Below are 13410 nucleotides of genomic sequence, written 5' to 3' on the forward strand. Positions count from 1 at the left end.
GGACTGTCCCCAACCCTATTAACGCGTTAATGAACTAAATTGAATATCCCTCCTTATTCTGTGCTATGATATTTTACAAGAATAGTAGTTAGAATATTACAAACGTTTGAGGTGGTATGGTGAATTCAATTTTAATCAATCAATTAACTGAGTTATTAGGAGCAGATCAGGTGAGCATGAGCGAAGGCGATCGGTACCGTCACAGTCGTGATGAGTCCTCCCATCCTCCTGTTGAGCCGGATGTCATCGTCTATCCTGAAAACAAGGAAGAAATCATCGCGATACTGCGCATTGCCCGTGAAAACAATCTTCCCGTCACTCCCTTTGGAACCGGCTCCGGCTTGGACGGCCATGCCATTCCCATCAACAAAGGAATCTCCATCAATTTTGAAAAGATGAACAAGATCCTTTCGTTTAACCCTGAGGATCTGACCGTGACAGTCCAGCCCGGTATCACCAGGAAACAATTGAACAAATCAATTAACCGGCATGGCCTTCAGTTCCCAGTTGACCCAGGCGCAGATGCCAGCATCGGCGGGATGACGGCGACAAATGCCAGCGGCACAACTGCTGTTCGTTATGGCTCCATGAGGGACCAGGTCCTGAACCTGGAAGTTATTCTAGCCGATGGGACCGTCATCAACACCGGGTCCCGGGCCAAAAAATCATCAAGCGGTTATAATCTGAATGGGTTGTTTGTCGGATCCGAAGGGACACTCGGAATCACGACAGCCATCACCCTGAAGCTGCACGGAATACCCGAACATACGGTAACTGCCCGCTGCACGTTTGAAACGCCAAAAGCCTGTGCAGAAGCTGCCCAATCGATTTTAATGAGCGGAATACAGGTGCTTCGCATGGAGCTTGTCGACGCTGCAAGCATCAGGCAGGTCAACTTGACTGGTGAACACTCCTTTCCAGAGGCTCACTCGTTGTTCTTGGAGTTTTCAGGGACGACAGCATCGGCGGAGGAAGATGCCAACCTGACAAAAGAATTGATCCTGGAATACGGAGGAGAGAATTGGGAGAGGGCAAACAGTGCGGCAGAAAGTAATGAATTGTGGCGCGCACGGCATGAAATGGCCTACTCTTTCCGGCATTTGAAGGGGATGGCCAATTCAGGGGGAGATGTCTGTGTACCGATTTCACAGCTGGCCGACATGGTTGTCTTTGCCCGAGAGCTCATAGATGAAAGCGGTCTGCTCGGGGGAGTATTCGGCCATGTGGGTGATGGAAACTTCCATACTCTTGTAGTCTATGATCCTGGTGATCCAGAGCAAGTGGCGGCTTCCGCACAGATCAATGACGTCGTGGCGAGAAAAGCAATCGAGGTTGGAGGCACCTGTTCCGGGGAACACGGCGTCGGTCTCGGAAAAATGAAGTACCAAGAGCTAGAGCATGGAGCTGCCCTGTCTGTCATGAGATCAATCAAGCAGCTGTTGGACCCTGAAAGCCGGTTAAATCCCGGAAAGATTTTTCCCTAACGAGAACCTTTCACACATTACCACTTTAAAGTAATAGGGGACTGTCCCCGAGTGCTTTAAAGCGTTAAAGCACTCCATCTTTAATTCGCGCCACTTTCTCCATCCCTCCGGTTGCAGCAGGAAGCAGCTTTATATTTATTGCAACAATTTCTATGAAAAGAGCATAAAAAAAGTGTCCTTCTAATGACAAGGGCACTTTCATTTTGTGTTCTGCATTCCGTATCTACGTGAAGCGGCCAAACCAAATATGCTCCTGCTAAGAAAATGGATCATAAAAAAAATCAAGATTCCTCCTAAATCATACATCACATCAATCAGGCAGCCTGTACTCGAAAGAAACATCTGTGCAAGTTCAGTGAAAAGGGCGAATGTCCATGAAACATGGACAACTACCTTAAGGCTATGAAACAACGTCATCAAAAGAACGGCTAGAATCAAGAAACGTAAGGCATGGCCAGACTTTTGGCTAATATAAACCGGGTCATTATACAGAAAGGACCGATATTCAAAAAAATTCCGAAAATCCGGTTGGTCCGTGACTAAAAACCGGATCTGTTGATGTTCAATCAAATCTGTAATGCTAGCCGTACACGTCATGATAAATAGTAAACCTAAGTACAAAAAAAACGATCAACAACCGCAAGACGACTCCCTCCCTACTGTCCATCATCCTTGCCGGTTATCAATAGTTCTATTCTTATATTCCGCACTTCACCGCTTTAAAGTAACAGGGGACTGTCCCCCACTGCTTTAAAGCACTAAAGGAACATCCCTTTCACCGGCTCATTCTCAGCGCCCGGTATCGTTACAGTGAACGCTGTTTCTTCAGGGCTGGAGGTACATACTATACTGCCTTCATGTTTCTCGACCAGTTTGCGGCAGATATAGAGTCCGATCCCGGTGCCGAGTTCCTTGGTGGTATAGAACGGTTCAAAGATGGCCTCGATGGTTTCCTCGCTGATCTCCGGTCCGTTATTAGCCACTTTCACCTGAATTTCCTCATTTTCAAATGTACACGTGATCGTGATTTTCCTCTCAGACTTGATCTGCTGAAGCGCATCGATGGAATTCATGATTAAATTCAGGAATACCTGTCTGAGCTCCTCTTTATTCCCCTTAATATAAACCTGTGAATCCAAGTGGGATTTCACAAGGACATCGCCATCCACCAAACTTGGATAAACAAATTCGATCAACTCACTCAGCAATGAGAACACGAGGAACTTCTCTTTTTTACTTTCAATTATTTCTTTTCTTGAAACATGCAGGAACTGTGAAATCCTGTAGTTCAGTTGATCCAATTCATGACTCATCACATCCAGATAAGGCAGCTCGGGATAATCACCTTTTAGCAGCTTAGTGAACCCGATAATAGAGGTTAATGGATTTCGGAATTCATGGACAAAACTTGAGCTCATCTGCCCAAGGATCGTCAGCCTTTCTTTATGGGTATGATCAATATATAGTTCCTTTTCCTTCAATTGCTTATCTTTTTCCTCGGAATAAAACCTGACAGCATAATAAGAAAAACGGTCGAAAACCCGGTTGATTTCCTCGAGATGGGTATGCAGTTCCTCAATCTGAATCCCGGAAGTGCCTACCCATTTAATAATCTCGCTTCTTCCCACATTGACATTGTAGACAAACTCACTGATATTTACGTCGGCCTCCACCCGCTCGAGCGCTACTTTCTGAGCCAGCATCCTGATTTTTTCTTCACTCAGCTCACTGTTTATTGCTCTTTTGACAAGTTCATACATCCTGTTCCCGTTCTTCGTCACTTCTTCCTTATATTTATCTTCTTCAGAAATCACAACATGTGACCTCCAGTTTTGTAAGAATTCTTCAAAATTATCTTCTAGAAAGAACGCCAGCTTTTCGGAAGTTGTTGTCATTCAGCCCCACCCTCATGAATCAATCTTTCTCCTAATCATACCAAATAATAGAATGATTTTTCGGAAAATTTTCCTTTATTTCATATAAATTAGTGCTAAAATAGTGAAAAGGAGGTGAAATTTGGAAAATAAACCCGCATTGCTTTAGTTCCCCCGTTTTGCGGCAGTCCACACAAAAATGACTTGGAGGTCCCCAATTGAACTCTTCCATCACCAATTACACGTCTATTCATGATGATTTCTCCGAAAACAGGGAAAGGATAAAAGAAGATATTCTTTTCATTTACAGTGAACAAATCCCGGATATACTGGAAGCACTGTATGAGGTCGCCCATTTTGAAAAGAAGATACAACATCTCGAACCTTTATTTGAATCTCCTTTTCATTACCGGTTCATCGAGAACTATGGACTCAATCTTTTTATAGACGGGTTCCTTTTCTCCCTTTACTCCAAAACCAATAGGCTGAATGAATTTCTAAGAGAGAATATTTCCTCAGAAGTCAAGGAGAGGCTCGATGCCATGACTGATGATGCCTCGAGAAGATTTGAGGAGGATGCCGTCGATTGCTTCACTCTTACCGCTTATAAGATTTTCGAGTTCGGTGTTGAAAGCGGAAAAAACTACAAGATGTAAAAGAGGTAAGACGGATGGAGACAATCCATAAAGCATAAAGAAATACTGTCTAAAATGAAAACCATCGACGATTGACTCGATAAAGTCAACGGACGGTTCGATCAGATTAATCAAAAATTTGATCGAGTCGATAAAAATTCGATGAACAAGATAAGAAATTCAGTCCCCGACTAAACGGGCACGACAAAGCCTTCGCCAAACAGGACAGCAAGTTTGACAGAATCTCCAGACGCCAATCACGGCTGGAAACCGCTCAGAACGGGATAAAAGAAACCGTTAAACGCATAGAAACCCATCAGGATGAGGTATTAAAAGCATTCCATACCAAGATAGACTCCAATTCTGAGGTGTTGAATAAAAGACTCTTTAAAGCTGAAACAGATATTCAAAAAAAGACGAGGACCGAAGACAATCGGGACTCGTCTTTTCTGTTTTATTTTTCCATCACACTGATGAAATCTCTTAAATAATCCGGTAAATCAGGTGGCCTTCTGCTGGATATAATATTCCCGTCAATGATGGAAGGTTGGTCCACCCATGTGGCGCCGGCATTCTCCATATCATCCTTGATTCCCGGTGTGCTCGTCACTTTTTTCCCCTCGAGGATCTTGGCTGAAATCAAGACCCAGCCTGCATGACAAATCTGTCCGATCGGCTTGTTATCCTGATTCATTTTTTTCACGATTGATAGCACTTCTTCATACCTTCTTAGTTTATCCGGAGACCAACCGCCAGGTACCAGCAGTGCATCGTAGTCATCTGGATCAACCTCTTTGAAGGATACATCCGAAACAGCAGGCACCCCGTACTTCCCGGTATACTCATGATTTTTCTTTTCACCAGCCAGGTGTACCTCCGCCCCTTCTTCTCTCAGGCGCAAAACCGGATACCATAGCTCAAGATCTTCAAAATCATCACTGATGAGCTGAAGAACTTTCTTCTCTTTCAGTTTCAATGGACAAGACCTCCTTTTGCATTCTCCCTACATTTTCGGACAGCCGAGGGCAAAAAGCAAACTTCCCGCGCTGCTAGAGGTTGTTTTTGGTAAGGTATCGCCAAATTTCCTCTCCGATAAAACCTTGAAGATGAATCAATGTCTGATTCCATTTAATCTTATAGTTTTCGTCGGTGACTCCTTGTGCGAGCTGCAGGATTCCCGATGGCGGCAGCGGCTCTTCTAATTTTTCAAACTGGATCAGAGGCATAAAATGCTCTAAGTCATTCTCTCCGGCCTTTTCGATAATGCCGGAACCGATTCCGCGGGCGATAATGCCGTTTCCATTGCTGTACAGGAATATCATGTCATTGGCTTCGATGTGGTTGATGAGGTATTTCCATGGGGAGTAATAAGCAGCGACTTTCTGTTCTTCCAGCATTTCTGCTTCATTGTGGGGGCTTTGTGATTTGTTTGTGTTTACGAGGTAGGCTTTTGGCAAACTCACTTCTTCCTTTCCTTATTAAATTTCTCATTCATCCAGAGGCTTACGGAACTGGTACAATAACCTGGATCATACAGATTAATAGTTAATAGGCATACCTCCTTATCTCTCTAGTATAATCCTTATCCAGCTGAAGATTAAAGGAGAAACCTTTAGAGAAAATTCGACAATGATAAATCTGTAGATTTTTCCATTACTCAGGTATCATGCCATGTTGTTGGGTACACCTCTCCATCCGAATCCCCCAACTCCTGAATACCCTCCTGAGGAAATCCTCCGCCGAAGCATATCAAACCATAAAAAACCCCAAGCTAATATGGCCTGGGATTTACTACCTTATTCTCAAATGTACTGAAGCCTTATTCTAACGAACGAATATCCCAATCAAATCATCAAAAAGACCCTCTTGGATCCAGCCTTTCCCTCAACCTTCATTAAAGAAGCGACCGCGGCTAATTCAGGGGATTGAAGTGCTCGCGAGGTGATATCCTCCTCTGAAAGGCTTTTGCGATAAGAATCACCATCCATTCGCCAAAAGGAGACACTGATGTTCCTGGAAACCCCACATGGCTGTGTAGGATTCACTATTACTATTTCATGCCCGGAATGTGATGAAATAATGAACGAAGATGAATTCTAATTTTTCGAGGGATCTCCAGTCCGTTCACACCTTCCGCCAGTTGCGATTCCCCTTGGATGAGAATAGAATATAAACAAGAACATTCTTTTTTAAGAAGGAGGCAATATCCTTGGACTTAGAAAAAACAATTATACGATACTTGAAAGAAGCGGCCTCCCCCTATCTCATCATAATGTTCGGCTCAACCGTTAAAGGAAATTCCACCGCTGAGAGTGATATTGATATTGCCTACTTAAGCGAAAATGCCCTTGATAAATATACCATTTTCATGACAGCACAAGGACTCGCCTCAGAATTGAATAAGGATGTAGACCTGATTGATCTTAATAAAGCCAACACCGTCTTTCAAGCCCAGATCGTTCATACTGGAAAAGTGATCTTTTGCTCGGATGTACGAAAAAAAATGGAGTTTGAAATGAAGGCTCTGAAAAAATATGCCAAACTTAATGAAGAGCGTGAACCCGTACTCAGAAAAATCAAAGAAAGCGGGGCCGTTTATGAAAAGTGACGTGATCCTTAACAAAGTTAGCATCATCGAACGCTGCATCAAGAGAGTCAAAGAAGAATATGACCATAATCCACAAACTCTCCATAATTTTACTAAACAAGATTCCATCATCCTAAATATACAGCGTGCTTGTGAAGCAAGCATCGATATGGGTATGCATGTGGTGGCAGAGAAAAAGCTTGGGCTTCCGCAGACCAGCCGGTATGCCTTTACTCTATTGGAAAGAGAAGGAGTCATCACTAGTGCTATTTCAGCTAGAATGCAAGCTATGGTAGGATTCCGAAATATCGCTGTCCATGATTATCAGGAACTCAACCTTGTGAAATCCTTCAGAAAATCGTGGAGGGGCATTTAGATGATTTCAGGCAGTTCACTAGGGCCATACTCACGAAGAGTTAAGGTTGGAGCAATTGCCATTTTTAAAATATAGTATCGAAAGGACTGGTTCCATGTCTTCTTTTTTACATAAAATCGAATCTGCTTTACTAAGCGATGACCCTTTTATCCAGCACTATGCTGTCACCATCCTACAAGACAGCCACCTTGCCACACCGAAAACCTTATTCAATGCTTTGGAAGCCTATGACCGGAACCTTCCAACCATATTCCCCAGGTCCATCCTGCCGCATATCAGCTTTTTGCCAGTAGATGAGGAAGGTGTGCAGGAGCTTATTTCCCGCTTAAAAACGGATAAAGAGAATAAAGAATGGTATGTTAATCTCCTGGGTAATGCGGAGACTTCAGTGCTTCTCCGATATGAGAGTGACTTAGCTCCCTATCTGGGCAGAACGTTTTATAAAGAAGTGAACTTGTTTTCAGAGATGAATGAAGAAGATCTCTTTTTAAAACTTGCCGGCATTGCTAATGATTTGGACAATGCTTATGACCACTCGGCCTTTCAAATGGGAAAACGCGTGGTAAATGAGTTGATTGACCGAGGTATTATTGAAGAGTGGGAACCGAAGAACGCGATGGGCGAAATCCTTGAATATTCATTCATGCCATCCATCGGCTTGTTTCAAATTTATATGGCAGCAGAACTCAGAACAGAATCCACCATCCCAGACCTCGTAAGGCTGCTTGTCAGGGATGATGGTGATGAAGCCTTGGAGGAAATCTCTTCTGCGCTTATAAAAATCGGAACCGATGAAATAATCCATGAAATAGAAAAAATTGCTCTTGAATAGAACACTTTCATCTACAGCCTTGATGTACTGGCTAAAATTAAATCACCTGAAGCAGAACAAGCACTGATGAGGCTTTGGCAGAAGACGGATGATATCAGTATCAAAACCACCATTGCCGATGCCCTTTGCCAGCAGTTGTCCATCGAGTCCATTCCCCTTGTGGAAAAACAGCTGGAAGAAGGGTATGACATCATTTTGACTGACCTTGAAATGTCCTTGTATGCCAACCTTGTGCTCAACGGAATCGATCACCCTGGACTTCAGCAAATGAAAATGAATCTGATTGAAAAGGAAAATCAAATGCAACAGGCCGTTTCTACAGTCATAAATGAAAATAAAGTCGGCCGGAATGACCCTTGCCCATGCGGCAGCGGGAAGAAATATAAGAAGTGTTGTTTATAGGCGTTCTTTATTAAAAATGCTTGTTACAAGTAATGGAAAACTCAATGGATACCAAAAGCACTATTCCATAGAACATGCAAAAAGTGAGAGCGCCCCGCAAACTGCCGATAAACCCTTTGTATTGGATAAACGCGCCTTTTGCCTCTTCTTCAAAATTAGAATCAGTTTAAAAAATCCAAGCCAAAACGGCTTGGATTTCCTATTTATTATCGACAAATTTCGGGGGTGTGCCTGTCACTAAGCAAGTTAAGCCAAAAACACCGCCCCATAAACCAGCGCCCCGCCAATCACATAAACCGGGTGGACCTTCATTTTCTCCAGCAGCACAAAAGCTGCGCCGGCCAAAATGATGGTTTGCAGCCAGCCGATCCCTTCATAGGAATTGGAGATGAATCCCCAGGTCATGACGCCCAGCAGGACGGCAATGGTTGGTTTCACAAGATTGGTCATTTTTTTGACTCGCGGTGAGCTTTTGAATTTCATGAGCAGGCTCAGCAGGACAATCATCAAAATCAAAGATGGGGCAACGGTAGCGAAAACGCCGACGATGCTTCCCAGGATACCGCCCTGCTCATAACCGATGTATCCGGCCATCTTTGTAGCGATCGGACCCGGAAGTCCATTTGCTAACGCAATCATTTCACTGAATTCATTGACGCTCATCCAGTTATACCGGTCGACCACTTCATGTTCCACCAGCGGGATCGATGCCGGGCCGCCACCATATCCAAGGATGCCCGGGATAAAGAAGGCCAAAAAGATTTCCCAATAGATCATGAGGCTTTCACCTCTCTCTCACTTGCCTTTTTCTTCTTGCCGACCAGGGCGTACACGAGAAGTCCGACAATTACAATGGCCGGATGGATGCCAAGAAATTCAATCGTGACCAGGCTTCCAATCAGGATACCAATGGTGACAGCCCAGCCCAGTGCCCCTTTGGATTTCACGATAAAGTCCCAGGTCAGAACACCGAGCATCACGCCGACCACTGGTACAACGGCATTCGCCATTCCCTGTACCCACGCTTTGTCTTTGTAGGCATTCAGGACATTCAGGAGCAGAATCATCAGAATGATTGTCGGAATGATGGTGGCAAGCACGGCATTGATCATGCCGACAAATCCGCCGACTCTCCAACCGATGTAACCGGCCATCTTTGTAGCGATCGGTCCCGGCATGGCATTTCCGAGTGCAAGAACATCTGAAAAATCATCATCGTCCATCCACTTGTATTTCTCCACGACTTCTTTATGAACGAGGGGAATCGATGACGGTCCGCCGCCATATCCTAAGATTCCCACCCGAAAAAAGGCTAAAAATAATTGAAGCTGCTTCAAGGTTTCATCACCCTCTTGTTGTTGGATATGCTCTTTTCATTAGGTTTTCTTCCGATTCATAGCTGCTTAAAATAAATGTTTTCAGACTGAAGTGCGTTCCCAAAACCATCATATTCAGGAAACTCCTTCCTCTCAAGCGTTGATTGGAGCGGAGTGCACACCTGTAGCGAAACTCAACCAGCCCTTTTATTTGCAACCAATTTCGGAAAAAAACGTATAAAGAACACGACATCAAGCATAGAAGAAGGCAGGATTAGTATGCCCCACTTCCTCCTGCCTGATGTCCGGACATGATTCTTACCAAGCCGCAATGGCTCCATCTGTTCTCGACTCTGTTCCTCCCATGAGTACGCCTGTCTCTTCATCTCTCCAAATGATCTGGCCTCTGCCAAACATTCCCTCGTCTGTTGCGGTCTGGATTTCATGTCCTTTTCTTGTTAATGCCTGCGCAATATGTGTCGGGAAATTCGGCTCGACCAGAACCTTTTTCCCCTCGATCCACTGCCATCTTGGCGCATCAAGAGCTGACTGCGGATTTAAATGAAAATCGATTGTGTTGCTGACCACCTGGAAATGACCCTGCGGCTGCATGTAGCCGCCCATGACTCCGAATGGGCCGACAGCTTTGCCATCTTTCGTCAGGAATCCAGGAATGATGGTATGAAAGGTTTTTTTACCAGGTTTCAAGGCATTTGGATGCTCAGGATCTAATGAAAAGTCATGGCCGCGGTTCTGCAGGCCAATGCCTGTTCCCGGGATGACAACGCCGGAGCCGAAGCCCATGTAGTTACTTTGAATGTATGAGATCATATTGCCTTCATCGTCAGCTGCCGCCAGGTATACAGTACCCCCTTTTGGGATATCGTACGCTTCCGGCGTGATGGCTTCATCGCCAATCAATGCACGCCGTGCTGCTGCATAACGGTCGGATAATAGTTCATCTACAGGCAATGGCATGTGGTCTTCTTGTGTGATGAACGCCTTTCCGTCCGTAAAGGCCAGCTTCATTGATTCGATATGTTTATGGTATGTATCGACTGCGTCTTTTTCTTGGAATTCGTAGCCTTTTGCAATATTCAACGCCATTAACGCGACCAATCCCTGGCCATTCGGCGGGATTTCCCAAACGTCGTATCCCCGGTAATCCGTTTTGATCGGGTCTACCCATTCAGCTCGGTATTCTTTTAGATCATCCTTTGATAAAAATCCGTCATGTTCTTCCATAAAGGAGCTGATTTTTTCAGCAAGTTCCCCTCTGTAAAAACTTTCGCTATTTGTCTCAGCGATGGATTTCAGTGTGTCTGCATGCCCTTTTGAGGACCAGACCTCTCCAATCCGCGGCGCCTTTCCATTCGGAGCAAACGTTTCGAACCACGCTTTGAACTCGTCACCGGTTAAAATTTCTTTGAATTTTTTATAGGCCAGTGACCAATACTTACCGAGAATAGGTGTGAGCGGATAGCCGTCTTCCGCCAAACGGATGGCTGGTGCCAGCGCTTCTTTTAATGAAAGCTTTCCGAACTTCTCAGAAAGCTCTGCCCATGCAGATGGCACACCCGGCACGGTAACCGGAATGACCCCATGAACGGGCATTTTTTCATGGCCCCGTTCCTTCACTTTCTCGATGGAAATCGATTTTGGCGATGGGCCGCTTGCGTTCAAACCGTGGAGCTTATCCTTTACCCAGACAAGGGCAAAGGCATCTCCGCCGATTCCATTCGATGTCGGCTCAACAACCGTTAAAGCTGCCGCTGTGGCGATGGCGGCATCAATGGCATTTCCGCCTTTCTGCAGGATCTCAAGCCCCGCTTGTGCCGCCAGGGGCTGGGATGTCGCAACCATCCCTTTTTTTGAAAAGACCGTATTACGCTGAGAAGAATAAGGGTGGTATAAAAAATCCATGTTCTCCATTAATTCACAACCTCCTGTTCAACATGATGACAAGCTACAAAGTGATCTTTCTCGATTTCCCTCCATTCCGGTTTTGCCTGTTTGCAAATGTCTGTCGCAAGCGGACAGCGGGTATGGAATGGACAGCCTGACGGCGGATTTGCCGGGTTGGGGATTTCCCCTGTCAAGCGGATGCGGTCTTTCCTTGCCCCCACCTTCGGCCGCGGAATCGAAGAAAGCAGTGCTTTTGTATAAGGATGAAGCGGATTTGCATAAAGATCCTTTGATGAAGCAAGTTCAAACGTGTTCCCCAAATACATCACCAGAACACGGTCACAGAAGTAGCGGACCACCCCGAGATCATGTGAGATGAACAGGTAGGTCAGACCATATTTCTCCTGAAGGTTTTTCAGAAGCTTCAACACCTGCGCCTGGACAGATACGTCCAAAGCCGAAACAGCCTCATCACAAATAATAACAGAAGGATTCAACGCAATCGCGCGCGCAATCCCGATCCGCTGGCGCTGGCCGCCGCTGAATTCATGCGGATAACGGTCGTAATGCTCTTCCTTGAGACCGACTTCTTTTAAAAGATCGTATACTCTCTGCCTGCGCTCGCTGCTTGAGAGATTGGTGTGCATGACGAACACTTCTTCAAGTGCATTTCCGATCCGCTGTCTCGGATTTAAACTCGCATATGGATCCTGGAAGATCATCTGCATTTCTTTTGTGAGTTCTTTCCGCTTACTGCCGCTCAAAGATTGGATCTCGCTGTTTTTATATAGCACCTTTCCGTTGGTGATATCTTCGAGGCCGAGAATGGTGCGGCCCAGTGTTGACTTCCCGCAGCCGGATTCCCCGACAACGCCGATGCTTTCTCCTTCAAATACTTCCAGGCTGACATCTTCGACAGCTTTTACATGCCCCTGGACCCGCTTCAGGAATCCCCCTTTGATAGGGAAATATTTCTGGACACCATCCAGTTTAAGTAGCGATTTTTTCTCGAACACTTCCATCCTCCTGCACCTCCTGAAGCCAGCATTTTACACGGTGTGTTCCATTGACATCATACTCTTTTGGTGAATCTGTTTTGCAGCAGTCCATTGCGAAAGGGCAGCGCGGGTGAAAACGGCACCCTGATATTTTTTCATTCAAGTTCGGTAGTGATCCCGGAATGGCTTCCAACTCAAATGTTGGATCATCAACATCAGGTACGGAGCGGAGAAGACCTTGTGTGTAAGGATGCTGAGGGCTGTTAAAGATACTCTCGACATCCCCTTCTTCGACTTTTTCACCTGCATACATGACCATCACTTTATCCGCCACTTCAGCGACAACCCCCATATCATGGGTCACCATGATGACACCCATGTTCAGGTCATCCTTGAGATCCTGGATCAAATCGAGGATCTGTGCCTGGATCGTTACATCCAATGCAGTCGTCGGTTCATCGGCAATCAATAATTGCGGACGGCAAGCGAGGGCAATCGCAATCATCACACGCTGCCTCATCCCGCCGCTGAGTTCATGCGAGTATTGATTCATTCGCTTCTCAGGATACGGAATGCCGACCTGCTTTAATAGGTCGATGCCTTGTTTATGCGCTTCTCTTTTTGATATTTTTTTGTGGAGCATCAAAGGTTCACGCAGCTGATAACCAATCGTCAGTACGGGATTCAGGGCTGTCATCGGCTCCTGGAAGATCATCGAGATGTCTTTGCCGCGGACTTTTCTTAACTCTTCCTTTGACAGTTTTGTCAGATCACGTCCGGCAAAATCAATCGAGCCGTCTTTGATATACCCATTGCTCGGGAGCAGTCCCATCAAGGATAGGGATGTGATACTCTTGCCGCAGCCGGATTCCCCGACGATGCAGAGGGTTTCGCCCTTATCCACTGAAAAAGAGATGCCCCGTACAGCCGATAGTTCCCCATCAGCCGTACGGAAAGCAGTATTTAAATTCGATACAGATAATAATTCGTTAGACATTGTA

At 45.4% G+C, this 13410-nt stretch carries 13 protein-coding genes and 1 pseudogene; 6 read left to right on the top strand and 8 right to left on the bottom strand.

The genetic code is table 11. The features are described from left to right. Window positions 1–116 precede the first annotated feature (116 nt). The gene (locus AC4E8A_RS21190) at window positions 117–1484 is read left to right on the top strand and encodes an FAD-binding oxidoreductase (RefSeq protein ID WP_490195759.1); all 1368 of its coding nucleotides are present in this window, start codon (window positions 117–119) and stop codon (window positions 1482–1484) included. Window positions 1485–2242: 758 nt separating this feature from the next. On the opposite strand, the gene AC4E8A_RS21195 is transcribed toward AC4E8A_RS21190, so the two are convergent. Beyond that, a complete protein-coding gene (locus AC4E8A_RS21195; RefSeq protein ID WP_490195760.1) occupies window positions 2243–3379 on the bottom strand; it encodes a sensor histidine kinase in 1137 nt (378 codons plus the stop codon). A gap of 197 nt (window positions 3380–3576) precedes the next feature. Between AC4E8A_RS21195 and AC4E8A_RS21200 the strand changes: the two genes are divergently transcribed. Further along, window positions 3577–4014: a hypothetical protein gene (locus AC4E8A_RS21200; protein ID WP_490195761.1), complete on the top strand. Its 438-nt coding sequence runs from the start codon at window positions 3577–3579 to the stop codon at window positions 4012–4014. Between the two features lie 433 nt (window positions 4015–4447). On the opposite strand, the gene AC4E8A_RS21205 is transcribed toward AC4E8A_RS21200, so the two are convergent. Then, a complete protein-coding gene (locus AC4E8A_RS21205) occupies window positions 4448–4969 on the bottom strand; it encodes a type 1 glutamine amidotransferase domain-containing protein (RefSeq protein WP_490195762.1) in 522 nt (173 codons plus the stop codon). Between the two features lie 73 nt (window positions 4970–5042). Further along, window positions 5043–5456: a hypothetical protein gene (locus AC4E8A_RS21210; RefSeq protein ID WP_490195763.1), complete on the bottom strand. Its 414-nt coding sequence runs from the start codon at window positions 5454–5456 to the stop codon at window positions 5043–5045. Between the two features lie 740 nt (window positions 5457–6196). Between AC4E8A_RS21210 and mntA the strand changes: the two genes are divergently transcribed. From mntA to AC4E8A_RS21230, 4 genes and pseudogenes are all read left to right on the top strand, one after another. Further along, entirely contained in the window at window positions 6197–6601 is a 405-nt protein-coding gene (gene mntA / locus AC4E8A_RS21215) for a type VII toxin-antitoxin system MntA family adenylyltransferase antitoxin (protein ID WP_490198958.1), read from the top strand. Next, window positions 6591–7000: pseudogene (hepT, locus tag AC4E8A_RS21220) on the top strand (type VII toxin-antitoxin system HepT family RNase toxin). Before mntA ends, hepT begins: the two are co-directional and overlap by 11 nt. 50 nt (window positions 7001–7050) lie before the next feature. Beyond that, window positions 7051–7788 carry a hypothetical protein gene (locus AC4E8A_RS21225; protein WP_490195764.1) on the top strand — a complete coding sequence of 246 codons (738 nt, stop codon included), beginning with the start codon at window positions 7051–7053 and terminating at the stop codon, window positions 7786–7788. A 66-nt stretch (window positions 7789–7854) separates the two neighbouring features. Continuing rightward, the gene (locus tag AC4E8A_RS21230; RefSeq protein WP_490195765.1) at window positions 7855–8190 is read left to right on the top strand and encodes an SEC-C metal-binding domain-containing protein; all 336 of its coding nucleotides are present in this window, start codon (window positions 7855–7857) and stop codon (window positions 8188–8190) included. Window positions 8191–8436: 246 nt separating this feature from the next. Here AC4E8A_RS21230 and AC4E8A_RS21235 read toward each other — a convergent pair whose 3' ends face one another. The 5 genes from AC4E8A_RS21235 to AC4E8A_RS21255 all read right to left on the bottom strand — a co-directional run bounded on the left by AC4E8A_RS21235 (window position 8437) and on the right by AC4E8A_RS21255 (window position 13406). Next, entirely contained in the window at window positions 8437–8967 is a 531-nt protein-coding gene (locus AC4E8A_RS21235; RefSeq protein ID WP_490195766.1) for a chromate transporter, read from the bottom strand. Next, window positions 8964–9527: a chromate transporter gene (locus AC4E8A_RS21240; protein WP_490195767.1), complete on the bottom strand. Its 564-nt coding sequence runs from the start codon at window positions 9525–9527 to the stop codon at window positions 8964–8966. The genes AC4E8A_RS21235 and AC4E8A_RS21240 overlap by 4 nt, the downstream gene beginning before the upstream one ends. Before the next feature lie 297 nt (window positions 9528–9824). Continuing rightward, window positions 9825–11429 (bottom strand): gamma-glutamyltransferase family protein, encoded by a 1605-nt coding sequence (locus AC4E8A_RS21245; protein ID WP_490198959.1) that lies wholly within the window; start codon window positions 11427–11429, stop codon window positions 9825–9827. An 8-nt stretch (window positions 11430–11437) separates the two neighbouring features. Continuing rightward, complete coding sequence (locus tag AC4E8A_RS21250; RefSeq protein WP_490195769.1) at window positions 11438–12433, bottom strand: ABC transporter ATP-binding protein; 996 nt, start codon at window positions 12431–12433, stop codon at window positions 11438–11440. Further along, window positions 12402–13406, bottom strand: coding sequence for an ABC transporter ATP-binding protein (locus AC4E8A_RS21255; RefSeq protein WP_490195770.1), 1005 nt, complete (start codon window positions 13404–13406; stop codon window positions 12402–12404). The genes AC4E8A_RS21250 and AC4E8A_RS21255 overlap by 32 nt, the downstream gene beginning before the upstream one ends. Window positions 13407–13410 lie beyond the last annotated feature (4 nt).

The organism is Bacillus sp. SRL337 (genome assembly GCF_984799155.1).